A 14752-nucleotide genomic window follows, 5' to 3' on the forward strand; every position below is an offset into this window, starting at 1 on the left:
TGCTTGAACCCATTCCGAAGACTCGGGCATGATGGGCGCAAAGTAGAGCCGACAAGTTAACGGAAAGGCAAATCCGCCGTTGAAAAAGCCCGTTCGAAATCCGCGCGAAGTCGCTGAAATCGTTGCAGTTCAGGCCCTCGGCTTCCTGGCCGGCGAACCGGAGCGGCTGGGCCGGTTCCTGGCCGAGACCGGGATTGGGCCGGAGACGCTGCGATCCTCGGCCGCCGACCCCAATTTCCTGGTCAGCGTGCTCGATTTCGTGCTGCGCGACGACGAGACGGTAAAGGCTTTTGCCGCCAGCTCCAAGTTACATCCAACCAATATCATGGCGGCGCGGCAGGTATTGGGCGACCGGCAGTGGGAGCGCGACGTGCCGTGACCGCTTCCGCGCCAGAAGGAGCGTCGCGCGCGGTCAGCGGGCCGACCTGCTTCTGCCGCGACTGCCTGACGGATCTGGATGACAGCGCGCGCCGCTGCACGGCCTGCGGCTCGCCGCGCCTCGTCCGCCATCGCGCCCTGCCCGCGCTGACGCTGGCCCATATCGATTGCGACGCGTTCTATGCGACCGTCGAGAAACGCGACAATCCCGAGGTCGCCGACCGGCCCGTCATCATCGGCGGCGGCAAGCGCGGAGTGGTGTCGGCGGCCTGCTACATCGCCCGCACCTATGGCGTGCGCTCGGCGATGCCGATGTTCAAGGCGCTGGAGCTGTGTCCCTCGGCGGTCGTCATTCCTCCGGACATGGCGAAATACGTCCGGGTCGGCCGCGAGGTGCGCCAGGCGATGCAGGCGCTGACGCCGCTGGTCGAACCGCTCTCGATCGACGAGGCGTTCCTCGACCTCTCCGGAACCGAGCGCGTCCACGGCATGGTCCCCGCAAAGGTGCTGGCGCGCTTCGCCCGTGAGGTCGAGCAGACCATCGGCATCACCGTCTCGGTCGGCCTGTCCTGCAACAAGTTCCTCGCCAAGATCGCCTCCGACCTCGACAAGCCCCGCGGCTTCGCCGCACTCGACCAGGAGGAAGCGCGCAACATGCTGGCCGACAAGCCGGTCGGCTTCATCTTCGGCGTCGGTCCCGCCACGCAGCAACGGCTGGCGAACCAGGGCTTCCGCACCATCGCCGACCTGCAGCGTGCCGACGAGATCGAGCTGATGAAGCAGTTCGGCGGCGACGGCCGCAGGCTGTGGCGGCTGGCGCGCGGCATCGACGACCGCAAGGTGGTGGCCGACCGCCGCGCCAAGACGATTTCCAGCGAGACCACCTTCGACACCGACATCCGCGACTACGCGACCCTGGAAAAGATGCTGTGGCGGCTGTCGGAGAAGGTCTCGTCGCGGCTGAAGGCGAGCCAGCTGGCCGGCTCGACCGTCACCTTGAAGCTGAAGACCGCGGACTTCCGCCAGCGCACCCGCTCGCAATCGATCGCGGCGCCGACGCAGCTCGCCGGCAAGATCTTCGCAATCTGCAAGGAGATGCTGGCGCGCGAGACCGACGGCACGGCGTTCCGGCTGATGGGCGCCGGCGTCAGCGCGCTGCGCCCGGGCTCGGAGGCCTCCGACACCGACATGCTCGATCGCCGTTCGGCCTCGGCCGAGCGCGCGATCGATGCGCTACGCAAGAAGTTCGGCCAGGCCGCGGTGATCCGCGGCATCGCCTATGACGGCCCGGAGCAGACGGAATGACGCCCCGATCAATTGCCGCAGGGTTTGCCGTCCTTCGCGTCCTTGACGTCGAACTTGCCGAGCGCGCCGGCGATGACGAAATCATTGTAGTCGAGCACGAGCGCGCGCGAGACGCCGTTCTCGTACAGCTCGAACGACATCGCGTAGACCGGCGTCTGCTCGCCCTCGGCCCGCTTGGCGTCGCGGTCATAATAGCTGACCGTTACCGGCCAGCGCGTCATCTTCTTCATCTCGTCGTTGTCAGTCGAGGCATCGGGCTTGGCGGCCGCCTTGTCGGCCGACACGGCTGCTCCGATCACGGTCAGCGTGTTGTAGACCTTCTCGCCATTGTCCGAGCCGTCGTAGACCGTCAGCTCAAGCAGCGACTTGCCCTCGCGCGCGGCGGCGATGATGCGATGGATCTGCTCGGTCGGAAACACGGTCGAGCCGTCGAGCGTGAAGGTCTTCGCCTCCGGCTGCTTGAGCTTGACGGTGATGTGATCGCCGGTGCGCTCGGCGATGCCGTCGACCGGGCTGGAGGCCTGATCGTTCATGCGCGAGTCGATCTTGAAGCGATAGCTCTTGCCGGCGCCGTCCTCCCAGGCAGTCGAGCGCAGGTCGCTCAGGGTCACCTTGCCCTCGCCGAGATCGAGCTCCGACACTTGGCGGAATTCCGAGGTGTAGCCGTTGCAGGCGTTGCCGGAGAAATTGTAGAGGATGCGGCCGCGCGCGCTGTTGACGGGGCTCGATCCGCGCGACTTGACCAGGCTCAGGTCATAGAGCGCCTGATGCGGCAGGAACGGCACGGCCGCCCCGGCCGGCGCCGGACCGAATGTGATCGCCGCCACGGCGAGCGCTCCCATCGACAGTCGAAACGAATGAGCCATGAGTTTTCCTCGGAGGACGTATCGCTAAACCGTCACATTAAAGACCGCTGCATTACGTCGCAACTGCGGCTGGCTCACGGAAACGTGCGGTCAAAGCGGCGGATTGGCGTCGGCGCTGGCTGCTTGCATGTCACTAGCAACTGCGCCAAACAGGGCCGCGGTCCGGCACGGGATCGGCTTTCAGACGACAGAACGGGGATTTCAGATGGCGGGTACGGTTGAACAGAATCTGACGGCACAGGGCATCACGTTGCCGGCACCAAAGGCGCCGGTGGCCAACTACGTCCCGTTCGTGCGCACCGGCAACCTGCTGTTCGTGTCGGGCCAGGTCTGCCTCGGCGCCGACGGCAAGATGATCGCTTCCGGCAAGCTCGGCGGCGGCGTGTCGCTCGAGGACGGCTATGCGGCCGCGAAGGGCTGCGGCGTCAACCTGCTGGCGCAGGTCAAGGCGGCGATCGGCGACCTCGACAAGGTCGTGCGCGTCGTCCGTCTCGGCGGCTTCGTCAATTCGGCGCCGGACTTCCTCGACGGGCCGAAGGTCCTCAACGGCGCCTCCGACCTGATGGTCGCCGCTTTCGGCGACAAGGGCCGCCACGCCCGCACCACCGTCGGCGTCTCGGCCCTGCCGTCCGATGCGGCGGTGGAAGTCGAAGGCGTGTTCGAGGTTGAGTGAGAGAGAGCGCATGATCCGGAAAAGTGCGAAACGGTTTTCCGACGAGATCATGCGCCAGCAAAATGGACGGGGCGAATGCGCGCACCTGACTGGCTGACGGCCCGCCCCGTCGCCCATCGCGGCCTGCATGATGCTGTCAGCGGCATCATCGAGAACATGCCGGCCGCCGCGCGCGGCGCCGTGGCCGGCAACTTCGCCATCGAATGCGACATCCAGCTGTCGGCCGATGGCGAGGCCATGGTGCATCACGACTATGATCTCGGACGCCTCACCGAGGGCACCGGCCCGCTGATCGAGAAGACCGCAGCTGAGCTGAAAGCGATCAAGTTCAAGCAGACCGACGAGCGGATGATGACGCTCGGCGACCTCTGCAACCTGATCGCCGGGCGCGTGCCGCTGGTCGTCGAGGTCAAGAGCACGTTCCAGGGCGATCACCGGCTGGTCCGGCGCATGGCCGAGGTGCTGGCGTCCTATTCCGGGCCGGTGGTCGGCATGTCGTTCGATCCGGACCAGGTGCTGGCGCTGCGCGAAACCATGCCCGAGCTGACGCGCGGCATCGTCGCGCAGCGCAGCTACGAGGACGGCTACTGGGCCAAGCTGACCCAGGCGCAACGCGACAGCATGCTGCATCTCAAGCATGGCTTCAGCAGCCAGCCGCATTTCGTCGCCTATTGGGTCGAGCAGCTGCCTGCGCCTGCCCCCTGGATCGCGCGCAACGTGTTCGGCTGCCCGCTGCTGACCTGGACCGTCCGCACCCCCGAGCAGCGCGCCGCCGCAGCCCGCTATGCGGATCAGATGATCTTCGAAGGGTTTACGCCGGAGACGTGACGCCGGCCTTGAACTCGCTGCTGCGATGCACGATCTTGAGGGACCGGCCATTCGAGCGTCGCCGCCGCCGGGACGCCGCTCGTTAGGTTCTCTTAAGGACTCGACTTTCAAGGACTCGATGGCATCACCTGAGATCACGCTCGAAGCCGTCCCCGGGGTCGGCGAAATCCCGGCTGCAGCATGGGACGCCTGTGCCAATCCGGACGGTCGCGTGAGTCCCGGCTCATCTCCCGCCTGCGGCCGCGGCTACAATCCGTTCATCTCACACGCATTTTTCTCGGCGCTCGAAGCCTCCGGCTCGGCCACCCTGCGCACCGGCTGGGCGCCGCGCCATCTGGTGGCGAAAATGGGCGACGAGGTCCTCGGCGTCGTGCCCTGCTATCTCAAGTCCCACTCGCAGGGCGAATATGTCTTCGACCGCGGCTGGGCTGATGCCTATGAGCGCGCCGGCGGGCGCTATTATCCGAAGCTCCAGGTCTCCGTCCCATTCACGCCTGCCAGTGGGCCGCGGCTGCTGATCCGCGCCGACCAGGACCGGGAGTTGATAGGCAACGCCCTCGCCCAGGGCCTGAAGGCGTTGTGCGGGATCAGCGAGGCGTCGTCGGTGCACGTCACCTTCGCCCGTGAATCCGAATGGCAGCTGCTCGCAGCGCAGGGTTTCCTGCAACGCACCGACCAGCAGTTCCACTGGCACAATCAGGGTTTTTCCAGCTTCGACGATTTCCTGGCGACGATGAATTCGCGCCACCGCAAGGCGATCAAGCGCGAGCGCCGCGATGCGCTGAGCTCCGGCATCAGCATCCATTGGCTGACCGGCAAGGACATCACCGAGGATGCCTGGGACGCCTTCTTCGATTTCTACATGGAGACCGGCTCACGCAAATGGGGCCGGCCGTATCTGACCCGCAAGTTCTTCGCGCTGATCGGCGAGAGCATGGCCGAAGACGTGCTGCTGGTGATGGCCAAGCGCGACGGACGCTGGATCGCCGGCGCCATCAACTTCATCGGCTCGGACACGCTGTTCGGCCGCAACTGGGGCGCCATCGAGCATCACCCGTTCCTGCATTTCGAGGTCTGCTACTACCAAGCGATCGATTTCGCGATCCAGCACAAGCTGGGGGTGGTCGAGGCCGGCGCCCAGGGCGAGCACAAGATCGCGCGCGGCTACCTGCCGCAGACCACCTACTCCGCGCACTACATCGCCGACCGCGGCCTGCGCCGGGCCATCGACGACTATCTCAAGCGCGAGCGCGCCTATGTCGAGGAGGCCGGCCGCGAGCTCGCCGAATCCGGACCGTTCCGGAAAGGGATGGACGAGCCGTCTTGACCGGCGACACGTGCCGGTGAGAGTAAGGCGCACCAAGAGGAACCGCTTAAGGGACTGCCCATGACCGCCTACGATCCCAACAATCCGTTCGCGAAGATCCTGCGCGGCGAATTCCCCTGCACCAAGGTCTATGAGAACGACCACGTGCTGGCGTTCCTCGACATCATGCCGCGCGTGCCCGGCCACACCCTGGTGATCCCGAAGGCCGCTGCACGCAACATCCTCGACATCACCGAGGAGGACTATCTCCACGTCGGCCGTGCCGTGCGCACCATCGCGCGCGCCGCCAAGACCGCGTTCGCCGCCGACGGCATCACCGTGCAGCAGTTCAACGAGCATGCCGGCGGGCAGATGGTGTTCCACCTCCACGTCCATATCATGCCGCGCCACAACGGCGATTCCCTGCTGCCGCCCGCGAGCCGTAAGGAAGATCCGAAGGTGCTGGAGGAGAATGCCGCGAAGCTGATCGCCGTGCTCAAGGGCTGATCACGCCTCGTCGAGCCCGATGTCCAGCGCGGCCGACGAATGCGTGATCCAGCCGACCGAGATCAGGTCGACGCCGGCCGCGGCGATCGCGGGTGCGGTCTCCACGGTGATCCGGCCCGAGGCTTCCGCGATGGCCTTGCCGCTGATCATGCCGACGGCGGCTTCGAGCTCCGCCGGCGTCATGTTGTCGAGCAGCACCGCATCGACGCCCAGCGTCAGCGCCTGCTCGAGCTGCGCCAGAGTATCGACCTCGACCTCGATCTTGACGAGATGGCCGGCATGGGCCTTTGCGCGTGTGATTGCAGCCTTGATGCCGCCGGCGATGGCGATGTGGTTGTCCTTGATCAGGACCGCGTCATCGAGCCCGAAGCGGTGATTGCCGCCGCCGCCCGCGCGCACCGCATATTTCTCCAGCGCGCGCAGGCCCGGCGTGGTCTTCCGGGTGCAGACGATCTGCGCCTTGGTCCCTTTCACCGCGGCGACCAGGGACGCCGTCGCGCTGGCGACCCCGCTCAAACGGCAGAGGAAGTTGAGCGCGACGCGCTCGCCGGTCAGGAGCGCCCGTGCCGGGCCGCTGATGGTCGCGATCGCGTCTCCCGGCGTCACGACGCTGCCGTCCGGTCGCACGATCTCCATGCGCACGTCCGGCGAGACGGTCTGGAAGGCGCAGCGCGCCACATCGAGACCTGCGATCACCCCGTGCTGGCGCGCCCGCAGCTTCAGCGAGGCGCGCTGCTCGGCGGGGACGATGGCATCGGTGGTGATGTCGCCGGCGCGGCCGAGATCCTCGAGCAGAGCCATGCGCACCAGCGGCTCGTAGAGCAAGGGCGAGAGAGGATTGAGAGTCATGGCACTGCGCTCCTGAACGGCGTCTGCTCCGCCTCGACAATGTCGCGTGCAACGGCGACCGCCTCGGACAGAGTGAAGCTGGACGGCTGCGCGACGCGCAGCGTGTCCGGACGATCGCTGCGGAAATGCGCGCCGCGGCTCTCCTCACGGGCATGGGCCGCGACCGCAAGCATCAGGCCGACCAGCGCAGGATCAGCCGCGGGCCCGGCCTGCTCTGCCAGCGGAAGCAGGCTGCTGACGGCAGCCGCGATCGTGCGACGCTCGCGCATCACGCCGAGCGCATGCGACAGCAGCGGCCGTACGGCCGACGGATCGGACGCCGGCGGAATTGCCGCCACCTCGCACGGCTTGCCTGCACGCTGCGGCGCGCCGGCCACGCTTTCGGCCACCCATTGCGCGCAGACGATCGCTTCCATCAGCGAGTTGCTGGCGAGCCTGTTGGCGCCGTGCAGGCCGGTGCGGCTGGCCTCGCCACAGGCCCACAAGCCCTCGACCGTGCTGCGTCCCATCGCGTCAACAGCGATGCCGCCCATATGATAGTGCACGGCCGGCCGCACGGGGATCGGATCGCGCGCGGGATCGATGCCCGCCATGCGGCAGAAGGCGCTGATCACGGGATAGCGCGCAGCGAAATCCTTGCCAGGCTTCTCGCGCGCATCGAGGAACACGCGGTGGCCTTGCGCACGGCGGCGCCATACCGCCCGCGCCACCACGTCGCGCGGCGCCAGCTCAGCGCCGGGCTCGTCGGCCATGAAGCGCGTGCCGGTGTCGTCGATCAGGACGGCGCCATCGCCGCGGATCGCCTCGGTGAGCAGCGGCAGCGGCCGCGACGGCCCGTCGAACGCCGTCGGGTGAAACTGCACGAATTCGAGGTCGGACAGCACCGCACCAGCCCGCGCCGCGAGCGCGAGGCCCTGGCCGAAACAGCCGGCCGGATTGGTGCTGTCGAGGAACAGGCCGCCGATGCCGCCGGTTGCGATCACGACGCGTGTCGTGCCGAGGATCAGAGCCTCACCGCCGCGCGCCGCAGCCACGCCCTGGATCGCGTTGTCATTGACAATCAGCCGGCGCGCCTCGACGCCTTCGAGCAAGGTCACCGAAGCACAACGCCGCACAGCCACGATCAGTGCGCGCATGATCTCGCGTCCCGTGCCGTCGCCGGTCGCATGCACGATCCGGTTGCGGCTGTGTGCGGCCTCCAGGCCCAGACGCCAACGTCCATCCGCACCTCGGTCGAACGCAACGCCAAGCTGCGCGAGGCGCTCGACCGCGGCCGGAGCTGCTTCGATGATGCGGCGCGCAGCGGCCTCGTCGCACAATCCCGCTCCGGCGGCGAGCGTGTCCTTCAGATGCAGCCCCGGATCATCGTCATCGCCAACCGCCGCGGCCAGTCCACCCTGCGCCCACATGCTCGACGCCTCCGCGCCGAGCGGCGACTTCGACAACAGCACGACGGGCTCGGGTGCAAGCGCAAGCGCCGTCATCAGACCTGCGGCACCGCCGCCGATGATCACGGGACGGCCGATCAACGCCGAAACATCGATGCTCACGACGCCAGCATCCTTTCCACTGCACGCCGCGCGCGCTCGGCCATCGCGGGATCGATCGTGACCTCGTGCGTGTTGGTCTCGAGCGCATGGCGGATGTTCTTCAGGGTGATCCGCTTCATGTGCGGGCACAGGTTGCAGGGGCGGATGAACTCGATGTCGGGATGGAGCACGGCGACGTTGTCGCTCATCGAGCATTCCGTCAGCAGCACCACCCGGGTCGGCTTTCTTGCTCCGACGAAGTCCGACATCGCCGCGGTGGAGCCGGCGAAGTCGGCCTCCGCCACGACCTCCGGCGGACACTCCGGATGCGCGAGCACGGTGACACCAGGATGGTTGTCGCGCAGCGTCCGGACGTCGCCGGCGCTGAAGCGCTCATGCACCTCGCAATGCCCCTTCCAGGCCGTGATCCTGACCTTCGTCTGCGCGGCGACGTTCCGCGCGAGATATTCATCCGGCAGCATGATGACGTGATCGACGCCGAGCGACTCGACCACCGCGCGTGCGTTGCCGGACGTGCAGCAGACGTCGGACTCGGCCTTCACCGCCACCGACGTGTTGACATAGGCGACCACGGGCACGCCGGGGTGGCGCGCGCGCATCAGCCGCACGTCGTCGGCGGTGATCGATTCCGCCAATGAGCAGCCCGCCTTTACGTCAGGGATCAACACCGTCTTGTCAGGATTGAGCAGCTTGGCGGTCTCGGCCATGAAGTGGACGCCGGCGAGCACGATCACCTCGGCATCGACCTTGGTCGCTTCGCGCGCCAGCAGCAGGCTGTCGCCGACGATGTCGGCGACGCCGTGATAGATCTCGGGCGTCTGATAGTTGTGCGCCAGCACCACGGCATTGCGCTGGCGCTTCAGCGCCAGAATGGCTGCGACGTCGTCCTCGAAGACGGCCCATTCCGGCGGCGGGATCACCCGCCTCAGACGCTCAGCAAGCGGTGCATTCGGCGCGACGGCAGGCAGGACAAGCTCGGCCATTTATACTCTCCGTGAGCATAAGATGCCTTATACTTATCCTGAGCATAAGCCTTGTCAAGAGCGGGAGATCAAGACCGCGAGAGCGGCAGCTTGGTTCCGACCACCGCCCGCTCGGCCAGAACGCCCTGCCTGAAGCGAAACAGCTTGGCCGGCCGACCGATCGTGTCGGCAGCGATTGCGCCTGTCTCTTCAACCAGTTCCTGCTGCTCGATGAGGCGGCGGAAGTTCTGCTTGTGCACGAGCCGGCCGGCCAGTGCCTCGACGCTGCGCTGCAATTGCAGCAGTGTAAATTCTTCCGGCATCAACTCGAACACGACCGGCCGGTATTTGATCTTGGCGCGCAGGCGGGCAATTCCGGTGGCGAGAATCCGACGGTGATCACCGATCATGGCGCGGCCGGGCACCTCCGCTTGGCTGGCCTCCTTCTCGCGCGTACTCTCGGGAATCAGCGCAGCCTCGTACAGCAGCTCATAGCGCTGCAGCGCCAATTCCTCGTTCCACTCGCGGCCATCGAGACCGAAAGTGATCGCGGCGCGCTGCCACCTTGTCTTCTGCAGCGCCGGCTGGTCGGCGGCTCGCGCCCAGGCCTTCAGCTTCGGCGCGATGATCTTGGCCAGGATCGTCGGCGGTCCGTCGCGATGATCCTCCCACGGGAAGTAGTCGTACCATGACGACCATTGCGCATCCGCGCCCTCGCGCCCCTCTTCCTCGCGTGTCAGGCCGAGATAGCTGATGGAGATACGATGCGGCGCGTCGGGATCGCCGCCGCGACCGCGGTCGGCGAAGGTGTAGAGCTGCTCGACATAGCCGAGCGGATGGCCGGTCTGCGCCTTGACCCAGGCGCGCAGGCCCATCTGCAGCGAGCGGTGCGCGAACTGAAACGGTCCGCTCGGCAGCGCCGCAGCGTGCTCGATCGTCATGATCTTCGGATGGCCGTCGGTCACCGCCACCAGCACGGCGACGAGGTCCGCCGTGATCGCATCCAGAGCCGTCACCGTCTTCTGCGGCCGCTTGTTCACCTTCGACATCCGGATCCGTCGGTCCTATTTGTCATCCTCACCCGCCGCTGCCGGCGTGAATACGCAATGATCCGGCTTCAGGTCGATCAGCGGCGTCTCGTCGAGGCAGTCGAGACCGCGCACCAGCACGGTGTTGCCCTCCAGCGCGATGAAGCGGACCGTCGACACGCCGATCGGATTGGGACGCACCGGCGAGCGCAGCGCGAAGGTGCCCCGGGTCTCGCCGTCATGATGGCGCGGGCTCTGCTTCACGAGATTCCGGCGCGCCCGGTTGAGCCAGTACAGCACCTGGAGATGGCTGAAGGCGTCGATGCCCTGCAGCGCCGGGACCCAGGGCTCGAAGATCTCGAGCCGGCATACCGGCCCCTCGAAGCTGCCCTGCCGCGGCGTCTCGAGCCGCGAGGTCCAGGGCGTGCGGATGCGGCCGATGAAATACAGCGTGGCGTCGCGCGGCTGGGGCGCGTCGACGGCGACTTCTCCCGGGCGGAGATCGGTATCAGTGGTCATTGCGGAGTCCTTGGGTCTTCCCGGCAATCTATCCGAACCTCGGCTCACCGCAATTGCGGTTGCGCAAGATCGCGCAACTCAGCCGAACCACCATTTGCCGACCAGCATGACGGCCTCGCCGCAGACGACACCGGCAAAGATCGAGCGGCGGCTCGCCATGAAGGCCGCAAGGCCGGCAACGACCGCGCCGTAGCGCAGGCCCCATGGCACGCTGGCGAGCGCGCCCGGCGGCTGCACCAGGATCTGGGCGATGACCCCAGCCAAGATGGCGGTCGCGACCGCCTTGACCCACATCAGCAGGTCCGAGCCCTCGTCGAGCCCGCTGCCGAACCACAGCCCGAGCAGGCGCCAGATCTGGTTGGGGATCACGCCCGCCACCAGCAGCACCACGAGCGCATGCCAATCGCCGATGAAGTCGCTCATGCCGGCCCCCGCCGCTCGCGCCATTTGTGCGCGCCGAACGCGAGCGTTCCGGCGACGACGCCGCTGACCAGGATATCGACGCCGCTGTTGAGCTGGGCCGCCACGGGATACAGCACGAGGCCAAGGCCGAGCGCGAGCACGTCGGCCAGCTCCCTGGCGTTGCGCAGGGTCGAGAACAGGAACGCCAGCGGCGTCAGCAAGAGCACCGCGGCGCCGAAGGTCTGCGACAAGTTGGCGGCGAGAAGATAGCCGATGATGGTCGCGATCAGCGCAATCCCCATCAGGCCGGTACCGAGCCCATGCACGAAGGCGATGCGGCGCTCGCGCGGCACATGCGGCAGGAAGCGATAGCATTCGACCCACAGGGTCACGGCGGTGAAATGCGCGATCAGCACCAGGTGCCGCCGCTTGGTCTGCGGCGAGCGGATCAGCGGCAGCACCGCCACCACCATCGGAAACAGCCGGATCGCGCTCATCGTGACCGCGATCGCCGATTGCAGAATGGTCTGGCCGGAGCCGAGCGTGGAGACCAGGATGATCTGCGCCGGCCCGGCCCAAACCAGCACCGTGCTCAGGATCGCCCAGAGCATGCTGAAACGGGTGTCGTGGGCGAGCGCGCCGATGCCGATGAAGGTGACGAACAGCACCACTGACAGGATGGTCGCTGACGTCGCGCGCAGCCCCCAGCCGAAGGCGCGCACTGAACCATGCCATTGCGGCGAATCGAGCGGAGGAAGTGTCACGGGCGGCCCAGCGGAACGAACCGCGATAAGGCTGGCGAAAGCCGCTCGCGTCAACCGCCATCAGGCGCGCGCGGGTCTGCGTCCGGCGCAGCCATTCCCACCATCCCCACGCGCGGCGCCGCACGAGCTCTATCCGGAGCGATTGCGCAGCACGAAGCAGGCGCCACCGGCTCCGCGGATCCGGCTGCAGAGCGCGTCGGCCTCGGCCCGAGTCTCGGCGCCGATTCGCACCTGGTAGAAGGCGCGGCTGCCGCGCGAGCGCATCACCGACGACAGCAGGCTCGGGTCGCGGTCGCCGATGACCGGGCCAAGCCCCTTGATCGCCCGCGAATACATCGCGAGCGCCTTGTTGCGGTCGAAGCCTGCAGCCAGTTGGACGCCCCATGGTTTCGCGGCCGACAGCGCCACATGCTGCTCGAGCTCCGTGACGAACGGATTCGGCGCGCGCTTCAACATCGCCATCAGCTGACGACACGAGGTCGGCGGCGGGCTCGGCGGCGCCTTGCCGCCGTTACCGGCGGCCGCCCACTCATCGATCGTGGCTCCCGTGATGGCCGAGACGTAGTTGCGGGTCTCCCAGGGCATCTGCCCCTTGCCGGCGAGCCAGTCCTGCACCCGGCGCGGCCCCGCATTGTAGGCCGCCGCCGCGAGCCCGAGATTGCCGAACTGATCGCGCAGCTCGGCCAGGAACTGCGCCGACTTCGGCAGCGCCTGAACCGGATCGAACGGATCGAGCAACTGGCGCTGGTTCGCCGTGCCCGGCATGAACTGCGCAATTCCCTGCGCGCGCTGGCCGTTGCGCGTGACCGGCCCGACTGCATCGCTCTGAAAGCGGCTTTCCTGCCAGATCACGCGGGCGAAGAATTCGAGCGGCAGATCATTCGCCTTGGCTGCGGATTCGATCATCAGGCAGATCGCCTCGCGGGTGCCGCTCTCCTTGGACTCCTCGGCCTTGATCTCCGAGCCCTCTGCCGCAGGCTTTGCCGGCTTCGCAGTCTCGTGCGGCGCGTCCTGCTGCGCGCCGTCCTTCGGATCAGCCGGCACGGCAACGTCCCGGTCTGAGCCCTGCTCCGCCGCCACGCCGGACAACGGCCCGGTCAGGATCAGGGCAAGGCCGAGACAGGCAATGCGAGCAATCGAAACCATGGAAGGCATCGTGAGCGCGGTGCAATGGTTGGAATTCTGCCGACAGACAAAGCCCAGGACCATGCGGGGTTCCACCGCGCGGCGCCTTGACACAGCGAATGAGCGGGCTAGCAATCCTCACGTCCTGCAGGGAGCGCGACGGATGACCGCACCGACCGACGACAGACTCGGCTTCGCGCCCGAAAGCGATGCGCCCTTGTCCTACATGGCGCGCACGCGCGACTACTATCTCGCGATCGGCTATGACACGCCCTATCGCTGGGCTCACTACACGTCGGCGCCGTTCCATCCGTTGCGCAAGCCGCTCGCGCAGTCGCGCGTCACCATCGTCACCACGGCCGCGCCTTTCGATCCCGCCAAAGGCGATCAAGGCCCCGGCGCGCCCTACAATGGTGGCGCCAAGTTCTACTCCGTCTATGACGGCGACACGTCGGCGGAGCACGACCTGCGCATTTCCCACATCGCCTATGATCGCGCGCACACCAGCGCCGAGGATCCCGGCACCTGGTTTCCGCTTCCACAGCTCATCAGGCTGGCGCGTGAGGGCCGCATCGGCGCGGTCGGACCGCGCTTCTTCGGCGCGCCGACCAATCGCAGCCAGCGCGTGACGATCGAGACCGATGCGCCGGAGATTCTTGCGCGCTGCCGCACCGACGAGATCGACGCCGTCGTGCTGGTGCCGAACTGTCCGGTGTGCCACCAGACCGTGAGCCTGGTGGCCCGGCATCTCGAAGCGAACGGCATCGCGACCGTCGTCATGGGCTGCGCCAAGGACATCGTCGAGCACGCCGCAGCACCGCGCTTCCTGTTCTCGGATTTTCCGCTCGGCAATTCCGCCGGCAAGCCGCACGACGCGGCCTCACAGGCCTTCACGCTCGAGCTCGCCTTGCGTATCCTCGAGAGTTCACCAGCCGCACGGACGACCGTACAATCGCCTTTGCAGTGGAGCGACGATCACGGCTGGAAGCGCGACTACAGCAATCCGGCCATGCTCGCGCCGGAAGAGCTGGCGCGGCGGCGCGCCGAGTTCGATGCGCAGAAGGCGATCGCGCGGCAGGTTCGTGGAAAGCAGGTGTGAAAGCCACACTCGCGTGAAACTCGCCCGGGAATTTCTTCGGATAATGCTGATTGCGCTTGCCGTCCCGCTCCAGTTGCGCTTGAGTTCCCCCGGGTTTCAAGGGGGCAGTACCAAATGAGAGTTGTAGCGTTCGTAGCGCTGTGCGCCGCGCTGGGAGGTTGCGCGTCCGTAACGCGGGGTACAACCGAGACGATCAGTGTCGCGTCGACACCGTCCGGGGCCGAGGCCACGATCGCCGGTCTCGAAGCGCCGATGACCTGCACGACGCCCTGCTCGTTCGTCGCCAAGCGCAATGCCGACATCTCCGTCACGATCGAAAAACCGGGCTACGAGACCCAGATCATCCCGTTGACCAAGGACATCCCGGCGACCGGCGCGGCCGGCTTCGCCGGCAACATCTTAGCGGGCGGCCTGATCGGCATGGGTGTGGACGCCGCGACTGGCGCGGCGACCGACCACAAGCCAAACCCGGTGATCGTCACCTTGCAGCCGCGCATGGCGGCGCCGGCAGGCCGTGCGCAGCGGCCGCCGCGGCGGTCGGCCCCGCCGCCGGCACAACCGGAGGCCGGGACCTAGCGCCCACCAAGCCCG

Annotated in this window: 17 protein-coding genes; 8 read left to right on the plus strand and 9 right to left on the minus strand. The window is 67.1% G+C overall.

All coding sequences use genetic code 11. From position 1 onward, the window contains the following. Nucleotides 1-79: 79 nt before the first annotated feature. Nucleotides 80-379 carry a DUF3572 domain-containing protein gene (locus tag QX121_RS19910; RefSeq protein WP_315740308.1) on the plus strand — a complete coding sequence of 100 codons (300 nt, stop codon included), beginning with the start codon at nt 80-82 and terminating at the stop codon, nt 377-379. After that, complete coding sequence (locus QX121_RS19915) at nt 376-1683, plus strand: DNA polymerase IV (RefSeq protein WP_315812828.1); 1308 nt, start codon at nt 376-378, stop codon at nt 1681-1683. Before QX121_RS19910 ends, QX121_RS19915 begins: the two co-directional genes overlap by 4 nt. Before the next feature lie 8 nt (nt 1684-1691). Here QX121_RS19915 and QX121_RS19920 read toward each other — a convergent pair whose 3' ends face one another. Beyond that, nucleotides 1692-2549: a cell envelope integrity EipB family protein gene (locus QX121_RS19920; protein ID WP_315740310.1), complete on the minus strand. Its 858-nt coding sequence runs from the start codon at nt 2547-2549 to the stop codon at nt 1692-1694. A gap of 205 nt (nt 2550-2754) precedes the next feature. On the opposite strand from QX121_RS19920, the gene QX121_RS19925 reads away from it, so the two are divergent. From QX121_RS19925 to QX121_RS19940, 4 genes are all read left to right on the plus strand, one after another. Then, nucleotides 2755-3222 (plus strand): RidA family protein, encoded by a 468-nt coding sequence (locus QX121_RS19925; protein ID WP_315812829.1) that lies wholly within the window; start codon nt 2755-2757, stop codon nt 3220-3222. 75 nt (nt 3223-3297) lie between these two features. Further along, complete coding sequence (locus tag QX121_RS19930; RefSeq protein WP_315812830.1) at nt 3298-4050, plus strand: glycerophosphodiester phosphodiesterase; 753 nt, start codon at nt 3298-3300, stop codon at nt 4048-4050. A gap of 118 nt (nt 4051-4168) precedes the next feature. Continuing rightward, the gene (locus QX121_RS19935) at nt 4169-5377 is read left to right on the plus strand and encodes a GNAT family N-acetyltransferase (RefSeq protein ID WP_315812831.1); all 1209 of its coding nucleotides are present in this window, start codon (nt 4169-4171) and stop codon (nt 5375-5377) included. A gap of 60 nt (nt 5378-5437) precedes the next feature. Then, nucleotides 5438-5863, plus strand: coding sequence for an HIT family protein (locus QX121_RS19940; protein WP_315775233.1), 426 nt, complete (start codon nt 5438-5440; stop codon nt 5861-5863). On the opposite strand, the gene nadC is transcribed toward QX121_RS19940, so the two are convergent. From nadC to QX121_RS19980, 8 genes are all read right to left on the minus strand, one after another. After that, nucleotides 5864-6712 (minus strand): carboxylating nicotinate-nucleotide diphosphorylase, encoded by an 849-nt coding sequence (nadC, locus tag QX121_RS19945; RefSeq protein WP_315740315.1) that lies wholly within the window; start codon nt 6710-6712, stop codon nt 5864-5866. Continuing rightward, nucleotides 6709-8262, minus strand: coding sequence for an L-aspartate oxidase (locus tag QX121_RS19950; RefSeq protein WP_315812832.1), 1554 nt, complete (start codon nt 8260-8262; stop codon nt 6709-6711). The genes nadC and QX121_RS19950 overlap by 4 nt, the downstream gene beginning before the upstream one ends. Next, nucleotides 8259-9245, minus strand: coding sequence for a quinolinate synthase NadA (gene nadA / locus QX121_RS19955; RefSeq protein ID WP_315812833.1), 987 nt, complete (start codon nt 9243-9245; stop codon nt 8259-8261). Before nadA ends, QX121_RS19950 begins: the two co-directional genes overlap by 4 nt. Nucleotides 9246-9313: 68 nt before the next feature. Next, entirely contained in the window at nt 9314-10273 is a 960-nt protein-coding gene (locus QX121_RS19960; RefSeq protein ID WP_315812834.1) for an NrtR DNA-binding winged helix domain-containing protein, read from the minus strand. Between the two features lie 15 nt (nt 10274-10288). After that, nucleotides 10289-10771 (minus strand): tRNA (N6-threonylcarbamoyladenosine(37)-N6)-methyltransferase TrmO, encoded by a 483-nt coding sequence (tsaA, locus tag QX121_RS19965; RefSeq protein ID WP_315812835.1) that lies wholly within the window; start codon nt 10769-10771, stop codon nt 10289-10291. Nucleotides 10772-10849: 78 nt separating this feature from the next. Further along, complete coding sequence (locus QX121_RS19970) at nt 10850-11194, minus strand: AzlD domain-containing protein (protein ID WP_315812836.1); 345 nt, start codon at nt 11192-11194, stop codon at nt 10850-10852. Continuing rightward, complete coding sequence (locus QX121_RS19975) at nt 11191-11937, minus strand: AzlC family ABC transporter permease (protein ID WP_315812837.1); 747 nt, start codon at nt 11935-11937, stop codon at nt 11191-11193. The genes QX121_RS19970 and QX121_RS19975 overlap by 4 nt, the downstream gene beginning before the upstream one ends. 129 nt (nt 11938-12066) lie before the next feature. Then, entirely contained in the window at nt 12067-13083 is a 1017-nt protein-coding gene (locus QX121_RS19980; RefSeq protein WP_409999356.1) for a transglycosylase SLT domain-containing protein, read from the minus strand. Nucleotides 13084-13225: 142 nt separating this feature from the next. Between QX121_RS19980 and QX121_RS19985 the strand changes: the two genes are divergently transcribed. Together QX121_RS19985 and QX121_RS19990 are read left to right on the plus strand one after the other, a co-directional pair. Next, entirely contained in the window at nt 13226-14161 is a 936-nt protein-coding gene (locus QX121_RS19985; RefSeq protein ID WP_315812839.1) for a glycine reductase, read from the plus strand. A gap of 114 nt (nt 14162-14275) precedes the next feature. Continuing rightward, a complete protein-coding gene (locus tag QX121_RS19990) occupies nt 14276-14737 on the plus strand; it encodes a PEGA domain-containing protein (protein WP_315740324.1) in 462 nt (153 codons plus the stop codon). Nucleotides 14738-14752 lie beyond the last annotated feature (15 nt).

This window comes from Bradyrhizobium sp. SZCCHNR2028, assembly GCF_032380995.1.
Lineage (GTDB): Bacteria > Pseudomonadota > Alphaproteobacteria > Rhizobiales > Xanthobacteraceae > Bradyrhizobium.